General features: G+C 68.5%; 15 protein-coding genes and 1 tRNA gene. 8 read left to right on the top strand and 8 right to left on the bottom strand.

The window, feature by feature from the left end; genetic code table 11:
• Positions 1–31 precede the first annotated feature (31 nt).
• The 3 genes from rsfS (at position 32) to ABIB15_RS06975 (ending at position 1,885) form a co-directional block, all read left to right on the top strand.
• Positions 32–418, top strand: coding sequence for a ribosome silencing factor (gene rsfS, locus ABIB15_RS06965; protein ID WP_354476345.1), 387 nt, complete (start codon positions 32–34; stop codon positions 416–418).
• A 5-nt stretch (positions 419–423) separates the two neighbouring features.
• Positions 424–1,407: a hypothetical protein gene (locus ABIB15_RS06970; RefSeq protein ID WP_354476347.1), complete on the top strand. Its 984-nt coding sequence runs from the start codon at positions 424–426 to the stop codon at positions 1,405–1,407.
• 404 nt (positions 1,408–1,811) lie between these two features.
• Positions 1,812–1,885, top strand: a tRNA-Ala gene (locus ABIB15_RS06975).
• 115 nt (positions 1,886–2,000) lie between these two features.
• On the opposite strand, the gene ABIB15_RS06980 is transcribed toward ABIB15_RS06975, so the two are convergent.
• The 3 genes from ABIB15_RS06980 to ABIB15_RS06990 all read right to left on the bottom strand — a co-directional run bounded on the left by ABIB15_RS06980 (position 2,001) and on the right by ABIB15_RS06990 (position 3,133).
• Positions 2,001–2,207: a hypothetical protein gene (locus ABIB15_RS06980; RefSeq protein ID WP_354476349.1), complete on the bottom strand. Its 207-nt coding sequence runs from the start codon at positions 2,205–2,207 to the stop codon at positions 2,001–2,003.
• A 198-nt stretch (positions 2,208–2,405) separates the two neighbouring features.
• Positions 2,406–2,777: a hypothetical protein gene (locus ABIB15_RS06985; RefSeq protein WP_354476351.1), complete on the bottom strand. Its 372-nt coding sequence runs from the start codon at positions 2,775–2,777 to the stop codon at positions 2,406–2,408.
• 32 nt (positions 2,778–2,809) lie between these two features.
• On the bottom strand, positions 2,810–3,133 hold the full coding sequence (locus ABIB15_RS06990) for a DUF7882 family protein (protein WP_354476353.1): 324 nt from the start codon (positions 3,131–3,133) through the stop codon (positions 2,810–2,812).
• Positions 3,134–3,273: 140 nt separating this feature from the next.
• Between ABIB15_RS06990 and ABIB15_RS06995 the strand changes: the two genes are divergently transcribed.
• Positions 3,274–3,654, top strand: coding sequence for a hypothetical protein (locus ABIB15_RS06995; protein WP_354476355.1), 381 nt, complete (start codon positions 3,274–3,276; stop codon positions 3,652–3,654).
• A gap of 15 nt (positions 3,655–3,669) precedes the next feature.
• On the opposite strand, the gene ABIB15_RS07000 is transcribed toward ABIB15_RS06995, so the two are convergent.
• Positions 3,670–5,151, bottom strand: coding sequence for an SDR family NAD(P)-dependent oxidoreductase (locus ABIB15_RS07000; RefSeq protein WP_354476357.1), 1,482 nt, complete (start codon positions 5,149–5,151; stop codon positions 3,670–3,672).
• A 99-nt stretch (positions 5,152–5,250) separates the two neighbouring features.
• Between ABIB15_RS07000 and ABIB15_RS07005 the strand changes: the two genes are divergently transcribed.
• From ABIB15_RS07005 to ABIB15_RS07015, 3 genes are read left to right on the top strand one after another with little or no spacing between them, the layout of a single operon-like run.
• The gene (locus ABIB15_RS07005; RefSeq protein WP_354476359.1) at positions 5,251–5,751 is read left to right on the top strand and encodes a nucleoside hydrolase; all 501 of its coding nucleotides are present in this window, start codon (positions 5,251–5,253) and stop codon (positions 5,749–5,751) included.
• Positions 5,744–8,257, top strand: coding sequence for a DEAD/DEAH box helicase (locus ABIB15_RS07010; protein WP_354476361.1), 2,514 nt, complete (start codon positions 5,744–5,746; stop codon positions 8,255–8,257). The genes ABIB15_RS07005 and ABIB15_RS07010 overlap by 8 nt, the downstream gene beginning before the upstream one ends.
• Positions 8,258–8,280: 23 nt before the next feature.
• Positions 8,281–8,898, top strand: a complete 618-nt coding sequence (locus tag ABIB15_RS07015) for a flavin reductase family protein (RefSeq protein WP_354476363.1) — start codon at positions 8,281–8,283, stop codon at positions 8,896–8,898.
• A 3-nt stretch (positions 8,899–8,901) separates the two neighbouring features.
• Here ABIB15_RS07015 and ABIB15_RS07020 read toward each other — a convergent pair whose 3' ends face one another.
• Positions 8,902–9,633, bottom strand: coding sequence for an FAD-binding oxidoreductase (locus tag ABIB15_RS07020; RefSeq protein ID WP_354476365.1), 732 nt, complete (start codon positions 9,631–9,633; stop codon positions 8,902–8,904).
• Positions 9,630–10,223, bottom strand: a complete 594-nt coding sequence (locus tag ABIB15_RS07025; protein WP_354476367.1) for a sulfite oxidase-like oxidoreductase — start codon at positions 10,221–10,223, stop codon at positions 9,630–9,632. Before ABIB15_RS07025 ends, ABIB15_RS07020 begins: the two co-directional genes overlap by 4 nt.
• 152 nt (positions 10,224–10,375) lie before the next feature.
• Here ABIB15_RS07025 and ABIB15_RS07030 point away from each other — a divergent pair, with 152 nt between their 5' ends.
• Positions 10,376–11,827 (top strand): MFS transporter, encoded by a 1,452-nt coding sequence (locus ABIB15_RS07030; protein ID WP_354476369.1) that lies wholly within the window; start codon positions 10,376–10,378, stop codon positions 11,825–11,827.
• Here the strand turns inward: ABIB15_RS07030 and ABIB15_RS07035 are convergent.
• Together ABIB15_RS07035 and ABIB15_RS07040 are read right to left on the bottom strand one after the other, a co-directional pair.
• A complete protein-coding gene (locus tag ABIB15_RS07035; RefSeq protein ID WP_354476371.1) occupies positions 11,741–12,571 on the bottom strand; it encodes a UbiA family prenyltransferase in 831 nt (276 codons plus the stop codon). The two genes, ABIB15_RS07030 and ABIB15_RS07035, sit on opposite strands and share 87 nt — an antisense overlap.
• Positions 12,572–12,707: 136 nt before the next feature.
• Positions 12,708–13,685, bottom strand: coding sequence for an NAD(P)H-quinone oxidoreductase (locus tag ABIB15_RS07040; protein ID WP_354476373.1), 978 nt, complete (start codon positions 13,683–13,685; stop codon positions 12,708–12,710).
• Between the last annotated feature and the right edge of the window lie 123 nt (positions 13,686–13,808).

Genomic DNA, 13,808 nt, shown 5'->3' on the forward strand with positions numbered 1-13,808 from the left:
GCGGCTACCGCCGTTTCTCCGATAGGACCCTGTGACCGCATCTACCCACGCCATCCAGCTTCTGCAGCGCGCCGCCGCCGCAGCCGACTCCAAGCAGGCTGAGGACCTCGTTGCCCTCGACGTGTCCGGCCCGCTGCCGCTGACCGATATTTTCCTTATCGCGACCGGGCGCAACGAGCGCAACGTCGTCGCAATCGCGAGCGAGATCGAAGACCAGCTCATCGAGAGCGGGTCGAAGCCACTCCGCCGAGAGGGCAGGGCCGAGGGGCGTTGGATCCTCCTCGATTTCGGTGACCTGGTCGTGCACGTCTTCCACGAGGAGGACCGGATGTACTACTCGCTCGAGCGCCTGTGGAAGGACTGTCCCGTCATCCCGATCGAGCTGCCGACGAAGATCGACGCGCCAGAGGCCGACTGAGCTGCGTGTCGGCCGTCGAGCTGCCGACGTGGCGAGGCGCGCCGGATGACGCCGTCCGTGCGCGGGCCGCGATCGACAGGTGGGCCGGCAGCCTGGCCATGGCCCGACTCGTCGAGTCGTTCGGTGGCACAACCGGCGACCACGAAGGCCGGGAGCTCCTCGACTATCTCGACACGTTTTCGGCCGCGCACTGGGATTTCCGGCGCGGCCGGGAGCGAAACCTCGCCCCTGACGCGGGGCTGTCCACCACGCAGAGCGCGCTTGTGGTCGAGGAGGTCCCGCGGCTCGGGCTCGCCGGCATTGAGCGGCCCACGCGACCGCACTACGACACCGTGCTTCTGACCGGCGGCATGGTGCGCGCCGGCATCGTCAAGCCACGATTCGTCGCCCGGCTGGTCGAGGGCGGGCTCTCCGTGAGCAACATCGTCTTCCTTGGCGGCTTCCGCTCGTTCGGGGGCGACGAGCATGCCCTTGCCGCGGCGCTGGGCGTGGTCGGCGGCGACGAGGTCTTCGCGATGCTTGCGGGGATGCGACAGGCCTTCGGGCCGCTGGGGGACCCGGTCGTTGACCGCAGCGTCGCCGCCAAGCCCCACGCATCGTGGTGCGAGTACTCCTGGTCCGCCGGGGGCGTCCGACTCAGCGTGGTTGCCGCGCCCTCGTCCGAGCCCTGGGCGCGCCGCGCGAACACCGCTGACACCTTCCGTTTCTGGGCTGCACATCGCCGCTCCCCGACCGAGCGGTCGGTTCTCGTGGTCACCACTCCCATTTACGTGCCCTACCAGGCCGCGGGCGCTGTCGAGCTCCTCGGAGTCGATCACGGCCTCGCCGTCGAGACGATCGGGGTGGACGCCGTGGCGAGCGATCTCGGCGCCCTCACCCAGCAATTCCTGCCCCAGCATCACCTGCAGGAACTGCGGTCGGCCATCCGGGCGATGCGGGCGCTGCGTGCCCGAGTTGCTCTTCCCGGCGAGCACCCGAGCGCCGGGTGAGCGCTGCCCGCTTTCATCATTCAGGACTCTGCTGCCGCCCCCGCGCGGCATTCCCTTTCAACATTCAGGAGTACTGGCATAAGCAGCATCCACCCGCCCGATCTTCGTCCGCAATTGCGGCTGATCCGTCATGATTTTGCCGCGTATGCGGGGCCATCGTGCGACCGGTTGTGATCATCGGTAGTCGCCTGGCCATCCACTCCTGAATGATGAAAGTCGCCGGGCCGGTTGGCCCCGCGATAGCAAGGCCGACCGGCCGCCCACTCCTGAATAATGAAAGTGAACAGTGCGGCCAGCCGCGTCGGGGGCGACGCGCCCGGGGCTGCAGCGAGTTCGCGTCGCCGCAGAAGTGTAGTAATCTGACGGAGTTGCCTTCTCGGAGCTTCTATCCGGGAGGGCGATATGGGTCCATGGCGCAGCCCGGTAGCGCACCTGCATGGCATGCAGGGGGTCAGGGGTTCGAATCCCCTTGGATCCACACTCAAACCCCCGGAAGCTTCCCGCTTCCGGGGGTTTTTCACACCTCCGACTGGTCCACTCACACAACCGTCGACCGGCCTCGATGCCCTGGAACGCCGCCTTCCTGCGTGAGGTCAGGTGAGCGCGATACCGACCAGCCACACGACAGCGACGATTGCGCCCCACAGCACGAGACTGGATCCCACGGCGATCATCAACCCGTGAAGTCGATGCGCGGCACGGATATCGGGACGCCTTTCTGTGTGGGGGAGGGGAAGCCCAGCCGCACGGAGCGGATCCCGTGTCGCGGAATTCAATTCCTTGTTCATCGCTTCGCCCATTGTGTCCCCCTGCCGAGAGGGCGCCTCCGGGATCTAGGGTACTCCCCGGTTGCTCGAAACGGCTGGTTTGCGATCAGGTCGAGCCAATCGCTGTGAAATAGTGCGCCACGTCGTCAAGCGATGTGCATGGTGCCGACTCGAGCGGATGGAATTCGATGTCCGCAACCTGCGGATGAAGACTCGTCGTGATCGAACCGATCAGCTACCGCCCGGCCGCTCGAATCCGGGAAGGTCTGAATCGGCCGTGCCCTCGTCGGCACCGCCGAAGTCGTCCTCGAGGATCGGCTGACCCTTCGGTCGCAGGAGCGACTCCATCTTGTCCTCGATCTGCTGCAGGAACGTATCGTCGTCGAACTCGGTGTGACGGGGGACTTCCGTCGCGATGAGCAGCTGGCTGGAGGGGCCGATGAGCAGCTGTGCCCGGCCGGAGGTTCCTCCCTCCGCGAAGATCGGGATGTCGATGACATCCGAGGCCTCACGCTGCGCGAGCGCCTGGGCATATCGGAGCACCACATCGGCGGTGCGATCACCCGTGACGACAGATCCACCCGCATAGAAGATTCGTTTCATGTGAGAAAACCCTTCGTTTCGTCGTCTGAGAGTCAGCTTCCGGCTACTTCTCCACCAGGTCGGATCTCCGAACTCAGCTGCAGGCCCTGCCCGCTGTTCGAGGATGCCACGAGGGTCTCGACCCATTCACGGTTGAGGGCCGGCATCTTTCCACCGCTGTACTTGAAATAGAGCGGGATCGAGTCGCTCAGCCAGATGGTGCTCCGGCCGTCACCCACGTTGGGGTCGTCCCGCCAGGAGAAGTAGAAGCTCTCACCGCGTCGCAGCTTCGCTCCGATGACGACTTGAAGATGTGCGAGGACCCGGTCGTCGAAGCCGATCTCCACACCCGACATGCCGTACAAGAGTTTGCCCATCTGTTGCCCTTTCGTGGCGCACGAGAGAACCTTTCCGTTCGAGAGGCACACCTCGACGTGTTGACGTTCTCCGTCAATAAGAACATCGTACGCTGGAGCAGTAATCGACACCGCTGCCACGACGGGACAAGGGACACCACATGACCGAGCAGGACCTCATCGCACACTGGGCGGTCGCGCGGCGCCACATCATCTCCGCCCAGCTCGGGCCGATCTTTCTCCTCACGTCGACGATCGCGCTCCTGCAGTTCGGACTCGCCGACGCTTCTCTCGCGGTGCGGCTCGCCGCTGCCGGCATCCTGCTCGCGACGGGCATCCTCGGTGCGGCCGCGCAGATCGCGTCGGCCAATGAGGGTGGTGCCGTCGCTGCCGACCTCAAGCGGCTGGGCGCCACGAGCGCGCTTGGCACCGCGGTGATCGCCGCCGGCCCGTGGGTCAACCTCGTGCGGATCCTGACGCCGGCGCTGTTCGTGCTCATCTTCGTCGCGTTGATCGTCGCATTGTTCGTCCCGGGCTCGTGAGCTGCCCGGTACTGATCACCAGGCTGCTGGCTTGTAGTCCTTGAGGAACACGCCGTACTGGTCGTTTCCCAGCTCGCCCTGCACGATCGGGTCGTACACCCGTGCGGCGCCGTCGACGAGGTCGAGCGGGGCGTGAAACCCTTCCTCGGCGAGGCGCACTTTCGTCGGGTGCGGCCGCTCGTCGGTGATCCAACCGGTGTCGACGCTCGTCATCAGAATGCCGTCGGTCTCGAACATCTCCTTGGAACTCGTGCGGGTGAGCATGTTCAGGGCGGCCTTCGCCATGTTCGTATGAGGGTGGCCGGGGCCCTTGTACCCACGCCCGAACTGCCCCTCCATCGCCGAGACGTTCACCACATACTTGCGGCCCGCGTCCGCGGCGGCCATCGCGGGGCGAAGGCGGCTCACGAGCAGGAACGGCGCGGTGACGTTTGCCAGTTGCACCTCGAGCATCTCGAGCGGGTCGACCCCATCGACGAACTGGGTCCAGCTGTTGGTGTCGTGGTGGTCGGGCACGAGGCCGCCGGCGTCGATCGCGGTGCCGGCGGCGAGCCGCTCAAGCGACGATGATCCGGCCGCCATGGCCAGCGAGGTGAGGTCGGCGGCGCTCAGGCCGCCGGCGCCGGAGAGGATCGGATGCGCGCCGACCGACGCGGCCAGCGCCTGGGGGTGGGCGTCGTTGGTGTGACCGAAGGTCAGCAGTTCGGGCAGGTCGCCGTCGGGGAGCGGCGAGGCCTCTGCCTCGGCAAGGGGCGCGTACGAGCCGGGGGACCGGCGCACCGTCTGGGCCGCGTTGTTGATGAGGATGTCGAGCGGGCCGGCCGCGATCATCGAGTCGGTCAGTCCGATGACCTGGGCCGGGTCACGCAGGTCGATTCCGACGATCCGCAGCCGGTGCAGCCAGTCCGCGGAATCGGGCAGGCCCGAGAAGCGGCGCACGGCATCGCGCGGGAACCGCGTGGTGATGGTCGTGTGGGCGCCATCCCGCAGCAGGCGCAGGGCAATGTGCATGCCGATTTTGGCTCGCCCACCGGTCAGTAGCGCTGACCGCCCGGACAGGTCGGTGCGGGCATCCCGCTTCGCATGGCTGAGAGCCGCGCAGTCCGGGCACAGCTGGTGGTAGAAGGAGTCGACCTGCGTGTAACGCTGCTTGCAGATGTAGCACGGACGCGACTTGATGAGCACGCCCGGTGTCACCGCGCCAGTCGTGACGGCGAGCGGGATGCCGCGCGTCTCGTCGTCGATGCGGTCCGGCGCGCCCGTCGCCGTCGCGGCGACGACGGCGCGGTCGGCGTCGGCGATGACCGCCCGCTTCTCCAGCCGGCGGTTCTTCTTCACCGACTTGAACATCCGTGCTGTCGCCCGCCGGATGGCGATGAAATCGGGGTGCTCCTCGTCGAGGCTGTCAAGCTGGGCGAGCACGCTCAGGGTGAGGGCGAGGTCACGGGGGTCGATTCCGCCCGGCGTCCAGGGCGTCGTTTCAGTCTCCGAAGTCACAGTGAATTGTACCCGTCCGCCCGTGCCTTCCTGGCCGGGCGCCGGGCAGCAGCCAGGCAGTGGCGCGATGCGGGCACGGGACTGTGGCACGGTGGACACATGACCAGAACGAAGCTCCTGCTCGACTGCGATCCCGGCCTCGAGCTCGTCGCCGTCACGACCGTGGGCGGAAACGTCGACCTCGCGAGCACCACCAGCAGTGCGCGTGCCCTGCGGGAGCACCTCGGCTTCGTCGATGTGCCGATCGCCGCGGGGGTCGCCGACCCCCTCATGCGGACTGCCGAGAACGCTGCCCACGTTCACGGCGAGGCCGGACTCGGCAACCTGCGCCTGCCCGCGCCGACGATTCCCGCATCCGACCGGCACGCCGTGCACGACGTCTGCGCCGTCGCCGATATCGCGCGGCCCGAGCTGTTCCGGTCGCGGCCCGCGCGGGTCGAGGTCGAGACCCGCGGGCAGTTCACCTCCGGCATGACAGTCGTCGATTTCGCCGCCCGGGCACCCAACGCGATCGTGCCGGTCGAGCTCGACGTCGCCGGGTTCTGGGACTACGTGCACGACGCTTGGCAGCTCACCGCCGACGGGCACGCGAATGACTGAGCCGCTGCTCGCCCGGGCGCCGGGAACCTATGATCCGGATGCCGTCTACGCGGCATTCGAGGAGTGGGCGGGCGAGCGAGGGCTCGACCTCTACCCGGCCCAGTCGGAGGCCCTCATAGAGATCGTCTCCGGAGCGAACGTCATCCTCAGCACCCCCACCGGCACCGGCAAGTCGCTCGTCGCCATCGGGGCCCACTTCGCCGCCCTCGCCGACGGCAAGCGCAGCTACTACACGGCGCCGATCAAGGCGCTTGTCTCCGAGAAGTTCTTCGCCCTCGTTGACGTGTTCGGCGCGGAGAACGTGGGCATGGTGACGGGCGACTCGTCGGTCAACCCCGACGCCCGGATCATCTGCTGCACCGCAGAGATCCTCGCCAACCTGGCGCTGCGCCACGGCGCAGACAGCGATGTCGACCAGGTCGTCATGGACGAGTTCCACTTCTACTCGGACCCGCAGCGCGGCTGGGCCTGGCAGGTTCCGCTGCTCACCCTGCCGCGCGTGCAGTTCGTGCTGATGTCGGCGACGCTCGGCGACGTCAGCTGGCTCTCGTCCGACCTCAGCGCGCGCACCGATCGCGACACGGCCGTCATCACCGGGGTCGAGCGGCCCGTTCCGTTGCACTACCACTACGAGACGACGCCGGTGCAGGAGACCGTCGAGGAGCTCATGTCGACGGGACAGGCGCCAATCTACATCGTGCACTTCTCGCAGGCGGCGGCGCTCGAGCGCGCCCAAGCGCTCACCAGCATCAAGGTCGCCACACGCGAGCAGCGAGACCGAATCGCAGAGGAGATCGGCGGATTCCGGTTCACGACGAGCTTCGGCAAGACCCTCGGCCGGCTCGTGCGAGCGGGGATCGGCGTGCACCACGCCGGGATGCTGCCGAAGTACCGCCGGCTCGTCGAGCAACTCGCCCAGCAGGGTCTGCTGCGCGTGATCTGCGGCACCGACACTCTCGGCGTCGGGATCAACGTGCCCATCCGCACCGTGCTGCTCACCGCGCTGACGAAGTTCGACGGAACCCGGATGCGGCAGCTCAGCGCACGCGAGTTCCACCAGGTTGCCGGGCGCGCGGGCCGGGCGGGATTCGACACCGCCGGCACGGTGTCGGGCCAGGCGCCGGACCACGAGGTGGAGAACGCGCGGCTGGTCGCGCGGGCCGGCGACGACGCCAAGAAGCTCAAGCGCGTCGTGCGCAAGAAGGCCCCGGAGGGGTTCGTCTCGTGGGGTGAGCCGAGCTTCCAGCGTCTCATCGCGGCGGACCCGGAGACGCTCACCTCGAGCATGCAGGTCACCCACTCGATGCTGCTCAACATCATCGGCCGCGGCGGCGACTCGTTCCAGATCGCACGCGACCTCATCTTCGACAACCACGAACCGTACAAGCGCCAGCTCGCCCTGGCCCGCCAGGCCCTCGCGATCTACCGCACGCTCCGCACGGCCGAGATCGTCGAGCAGGTCGGCGGCGGCATCGGCGGGCAGGCCAGCATCCGCCTCACGGTCGACCTGCAGCCGAACTTCGCCCTCAACCAGCCGCTGTCGCCGTTCGCGCTTGCGGTCTTCGACCTCCTCGAGCAGGACTCGCCGACCTACGCGCTCGACATGATCTCCGTGCTCGAATCCACCCTCGACGACCCGCGCCCCGTCATTTCGCAGCAGCAGTTCATCGCCCGCGGCGAGGCCGTCGCCGCAATGAAGGCCGAGGGCATCGAGTACGACCAGCGGATGGAGCTGCTCGAGTCGATCACGCATCCGAAACCGCTCGAGGAGCTGCTCGGCGAGGCCTTCCACACCTACAGCCGGTCGCAGCCGTGGATCGGCGACTTCGAGCTCAGCCCGAAGTCGGTCGTCCGGGATCTCTACGAGCGGGCGATGACCTTCGTCGACTACATCAACTTCTACAAGCTCGCCCGGTCAGAGGGGCTCGTGCTGCGTTACCTGTCCGACGCCTACCGGGCCGCGCGCCAGACGATCCCGAACGAGGTGAAGACCGAGGAGCTCATCGACATCATCGAGTGGCTCGGCGAGCTCGTGCGGCAGGTCGACTCGAGCCTGCTCGATGAATGGGAGGCGATGACGAGCCTGGTGCCCGGGGCCGACCCCGACCTGCCCGTGCTCCCGCCGACGCCCAAGGGCGTCACCGGTAACGCGCGCGCCTTCCGGGTGCTGGTGCGCAACGAGATGTTCCGGCGGGTGCAGCTCGCCGCGCTCGAACGCTGGGACGATCTCGGCGAGCTCGATGCGGCATCCGGATTCGACGCGGACGCCTGGGCCGACGCGCTCGACCCCTATTTCGACCTGCACGATCAGATCGGCACGCACAGCGACGCTCGCGGGTCGGCGATGCTCGTGGTCGAGGAGGGGCCGTCCGAGTGGACGGTGCGGCAGATCCTCGCCGATCCCGAGGGCGACCACGACTGGTCGATCACGGCGATCGTGGATCTGGAAGAATCCAACGCGGCAGGCGTTGCAGTAGTCAGGGTCACGTCGGTCGGGATGTCGTGACCGGACGGGACGAAGGAGCCAGGATGGAACGCCGAGATTCAACGGGGCCGCGCGAGGTGGACGCGGTCGGAGTGGCGACGGGCCGTATCCACGTGCTCGACGACGGCCAGAGCGTGCTCGGGCCGGAGGAGTTCAAGGCTGCCTTCCGTACGCATCCGGCCGGCGTCGCCCTTATCACCGCGGATGCCGGAGACGGCCCGGTCGCCCTGACCGCGACGTCGGTGTTCTCGGTGAGTGCCGAACCGCCGCTCCTGGTGTTCTCCCTCTCTGCCCTATCGTCGAGCACCCCGACTCTCATGCGGGCCGACACGGTCGTCGTGCACCTGCTCACCGCAGCGCAGCTCGACCTCGCGCTCCTCGGCGCCACGAGCGGCGTCGACCGGTTCGCCGACACCTCGATCTGGTCCCGCCTGCCGACGGGCGAACCGTACTTCACCGCTGCGCCCGTCTGGATCAGGGGGCGCGTCGTCGACCGCATGGAGGCCGGTGGCTCGACCGTGCTCGCCGTCGAGGCGCTCGAGGCGCGCACGCCGGAGCGCGGAAGCCCGGAGGCGGATGCCGAGAGGCTGCGCCCTCTCGTCTACCACAACCGCACGTGGCACGTCCTCAGCGAGGACTCGAAGCTCGACCCCGGCGCCTGACTCTCAGCCGCCGTAGCGCTCGGTCTTGATGTGGTCCGCGAGGTGGCCCGCCTCGACAAGCCACTGCGTGACCGACTCGACGAACGGTGACGCCCCGCACACGTAGACCTCGGCGCCGATCGACGGCGGGAACGCGGCCGCGACCGTCCGATCGCGGTCGAGGCGCGCCGGTGGCGCTGACCAGACCTCTGGGGTCTCACGGCTGTAGGCCCAGGCGACCTCGAGGGCGTCGTCGTCCCGCTCGAGCAGCAGCAGTTCCTCGCGGTACAGCGCGAGGGCGGGGGAGCGCACCGAGTAGAGCAGCCGGAACGGCGTGACGCTCGCGGTCTCGGCGTGGGTGCGGATCATCGACATGAGCGGCACGATGCCGGAGCCGCCGCCGATGAGCTGCAGCGCGCGCGGCGGGGGAACGGGATCCGTCTCCGGCCGCCAGACGAACCAGCCGCCGGACGGACCGCGGATCTCGATGCGGTCGCCGGCACTCAGCTCGTCGACCAGGTACGGGGACACTTCCCCGTCATCGAGGCGGTCGACGGTGATCTCGAGTCGCCCCGACGGAGCGGAGGAGGAGATCGAATAGGACCGCACGGCCGTGTAGCCGTCGTCGGCCGTCAGCCGCACGTCGACGTGCTGGCCCGCGACGTGCCCCGGCCATCCCTCGATGTCGAGCCCGATGGTTCTGGACTCACTCGTCTCCCGCCGCACCGACACGACGCGCGCGGGCGCCCAGCTCACCAATAGCGCTGCTCGAGGAACGGGTCGCCGCGCATGTGGTATCCGTTCTGCTCCCAGAATCCCGGCTCGTCCGCGGTGAGGAGGTTGAGGCCGTGCACCCACTTGGCGCTCTTCCAGAAGTAGAGGTGCGGCACCAGCAAGCGCGCCGGACCGCCGTGCTGCGGCTCGAGGGGGGCGCCGTCGAACTCGAACGCCACCCAGGCCTTGCCACCTCGCAGGTCGGCGAGCGGAACGTTCGTGGTGTAGCCGCCGTAGGAGTACGCCATCGAGAACTCCGCCGTCGTCTCGACGTCGGCGAACAGGGTGTCGAGGGAGACGCCGCGCCAGCCGGTGCCGAATTTCGACCAGCTCGTGACGCAGTGGATGTCGGTCGTCACATCCTCGATCGGGAGCGCCATGAACTCCTGCCACGACCAGCGGTGCCGCGCACCCGTCTCGGTCGAGATCGAGAACTCCCACTCGTCGAGCGACACGCGCGGCGTCGCACCGGCGGAGAGCACCGGGAAGCTCTCGGTGAGGTACTGGCCGGGAGGAAGGCCCGGCACATCCGATCGCCGCTTGCCTCCGAACCCGGGCGAGAAGATGCCCACGTGCCCTCCTTGCTCGACTCGCCCCGGTGGCGAAGTGTGCTGCACCAGCCTATAGAAACACGGGCGGATGGAGAGACGCGCTCAAGCTGGTGGGAGGGTTGGCGACGCGTCTAGGCTGGCCTGATGACTGGTACAGCACCCGCGGCGCCGCTGTGACCCGCTCCGAACGACTCGTGTTGGCGATCGCCGTGCTTGCCTCCTTTGTCGCATTCCTCGACGGTTCGGTCATCAACGTCGCCCTCCCGGCGATCACCGCCGAGCTCGGGGGCGGCCTGTCGCTGCAGCAGTGGGTCGTCGATGCCTACCTCATCACGCTCGGGTCGCTCATGCTGCTCGCGGGGTCGATGTCCGACGTATTCGGGCGCATCCTGGTGCTCCGAGTCGGGCTCATCGGCTTCGGGATCACCTCCCTCCTGTGCGCTCTTGCGCCGAGCGGCGAGTTCCTCATCGTCGCGCGGGCTCTCCAAGGGGTCTCCGGGGCGCTTCTCGTGCCGAGCTCCCTCGCGCTCATCCTCTCCACCTTCCGGGGGCCGGCGCAGGGCACGGCCATCGGGCTCTGGACGGCCTGGACGAGCGCCGCCTTCCTGGTCGGGCCGGTGCTCGGCGGACTCTTCGTCGACCTCGCATCCTGGCGGCTCGTGTTCGCCATCAACGTGCTGCCGATTCTCGTGACTCTCTGGCTGCTCGCTCTGCTGGGCGAGCGGGACGAGCGGATGCGGGAGGTGCCGATCGACTACCTCGGCGCGATTCTGGGCGTCGTCGGGCTTGGCCTGCCCGTGTTCGCGCTGATTGAGCAGGCCACCTACGGTCTCGCCAGCCCGATCATCTGGGTGCCGCTCGCCATCGGCGTTCTCGCGTTCGGCGGATTCATCGTTCGGCAGCGCGTCGCGCCGGCTCCGATGATGCCGCTGGGTCTGTTCCGGGTTCGCAACTTCGCGGTGGGCAACGTCGCGACCGTTCTCATCTACGGAGCCCTGTCGCTGGGAACCTTCGTGCTCGCGGTCTTCCTCCAGGAGTCGGCCGGCTACTCGGCGACCCTCGCCGGCGCCGCACTGCTCCCGGTGACGGTGGTGAACATCGCTCTGTCGCCGCTCTTCGGCTCACTCGCCGGCCGATTCGGACCGAGGCTCTTCATGACTGTCGGCCCGATTCTGGGCGGCGTCGGATTCCTGCTCCTGCTGCGAATCGACGCATCCGCCGACTATCTCACGGCGGTGCTGCCCGGTATCGCCGTGTTCGGCCTCGGGCTCACGATCACGGTGGCGCCCCTCACAGCCGCGGTGCTCGGGTCGATCAGCTCGCGGCAGGCCGGAATCGGCTCGGCCGTGAACAATGCCCTCGCCCGGATTGCGGGACTTATCGCGATCGCGATGCTCGGCGTGATCGTCGGCAGCGACCTCGACCTCGGGGGCTTCCAGCGCGGGCTGGTCGTCACGGCGGTGCTGCTGATGGCCGGCGGGGTGGTGTCGGCGATTGGCATCCGCAACATTCCCCCGGCCGACGGTGCTGCTGCCGGGTCAGGCGAGCAGGCTCGCGCCGGCGGTGGCCAAGAGAACGACATTCATGAGCGCCGCGGCGATGATCAGCTGGAAGAGAAGACGTGACGGCTCCCTCGTGAGCACGAGCGCGATGCCGATCGCGGCGATCAGCACGGTCGCGGTGAACCCGATCCACTGAGCCACTCCGACCTCGCCCGGGCCCACGAGAGCGAGCACGGATGCGGCGAGCAGCGCCGCAAAGGTGCCGATGCCGGTGCGCCGCGGTCCGAGGCGATGGGGGAGCCCGCGTACTCCGGTCGCCCGATCGTCATCGAGGTCGGGCAGCACGTTGGCGAAGTGCGCGGCGACTCCGAGCAGCGCGCCGAGCCCCAACGCCCACGCGGCTGCCCAGGACGGCTCCGGCAGCGAGAGGGTGACGACGGCGGGGAGCAGCCCGAAGCTCACGATGTAGGGGAGCACCGAGAACGCTGTGCGCTTGAGCCAGGCGTTGTAGCTCCACGCCGAGGCGATGAACGCGGTATGGGCGACGGTCGCGCGCCAGCCGAGTGGCGCCGTGGCGGCGACCGCGACGACGGCGGTCGCTATCGCCATGCCCCGCACGGTGCCGGCACTGACCCAGCCCAGTGCGACCGGCTTGTCGGTGCGGCCCACCGCGATGTCGCGCTCGGCGTCGATCCAGTCGTTGGACAGCCCAACGGAGGCCTGATTCGCGGCGAAGGCGACTCCGAGGAGCGCCAGCCGCCATCCGTCGAGGCCGACTCCCGCGGCGAGCACGATCGCAATGAGCGTGACGGCGACGGCCGGGCCGGGGTGGGTCGAGCGAAGGAGCGCGACCGCGGTGGTGGGCATTGGCCCATGCTAGGTCGTGCGGTGGGCCGCGCCCGTCAGGATCCTGGTGCGCCTCAAGGTCGTGACGCCGGGGACGCTCGTGAGTCCATCCGCGAGTTGCCCGCTTGTGTCGCGTCCGGAGTCGCCTCCGGAGCCGCTAGGGCAGCAGCAGCAGCTTGCCAATGTGCGCCGACGACTCGAGGCGCTCGTGCGCGAGCCGGGCATCCGCTAGTGAGAAGCGGCGGTCGACGATGGGCACGACCTGCCGCGCCGCGACGAGTGGCCAGACGTTCTCCCGCACGCTCGCGATGATCTCGTCCTTCTCCGCCTCGGGCCGGGCGCGCAGGCTGGTGGCGTGGATGCTGCCCCACCTGGCCATCAGTCGTCCGATCGCGAATTCGGCGGGCACGCCGCTCTGGTTTCCGATCAGCATGATTCTGCCGTGGCGGGCGAGCGCGCGCACGTTGCGGTCCAGATAGGCGCCGCCGATCGGGTCGAGGATCACGTCGGCTCCCGCGCCATCCGTCGCGCGCTCGATCGAGTCGACGAAATCCTCAGTGGTGTAGTCGATGAGAATGTCTGCACCGAGCTGTTCGCAGGCGGCGAGCTTCGCCGCAGACCCGGCGGTCACGGCGACACGGCAGCCGAACGCCCGCGCGAGCTGGATGGCCATCGTGCCGATGCCGCTCGATCCGCCGTGGATGAGCAGCGTCTCGCCTGCCCGGAGCCCGCCGAGCAGGAATACGTTGCTCCAGACCGTCGCCAGCGCCTCGGGCAATGCCGCCGCGTCGACCAGGTTGACCGACTCCGGCACAGACAGGAGCTGGTGCGCGGACGCGACGGCGAGTGACGCGTAGCCGCCGCCCGCGAGCAGTGCGCAGACACGGTCGCCGACCTTCCAACCCGCGACACCGGATCCGAGCCGGACGATCGTGCCGGACACCTCGAGGCCCGGCCAATCCGGCGCACCCGGCGGGGGAGGGTAGTAGCCCTGCCGCTGGACCATATCGGCCCGGTTGACTCCGGCCGCCGCGACGGCGATGAGCACCTCGCCGGACCGCGGCTCCGGGTCGGGTAGCTCACGCTCCCCTAGCACATCGGGACCGCCGATAGCCGATATGACAATCGCCCTCATGTCTCCACGGTACGCGACCGCCCAGCGCTAGGTTGGCACTGTGACTGGGGATATGTTCGGAGCGCGGGAGCGGGGCCGCAGAGGCAGCGCGCCCAGGGATTCGCAGCAGCTCCAGTCTCTGCT

The organism is Marisediminicola sp. UYEF4, from assembly GCF_040546025.1.
In the GTDB taxonomy this organism is placed as follows: Bacteria; Actinomycetota; Actinomycetes; order Actinomycetales; family Microbacteriaceae; genus Marisediminicola.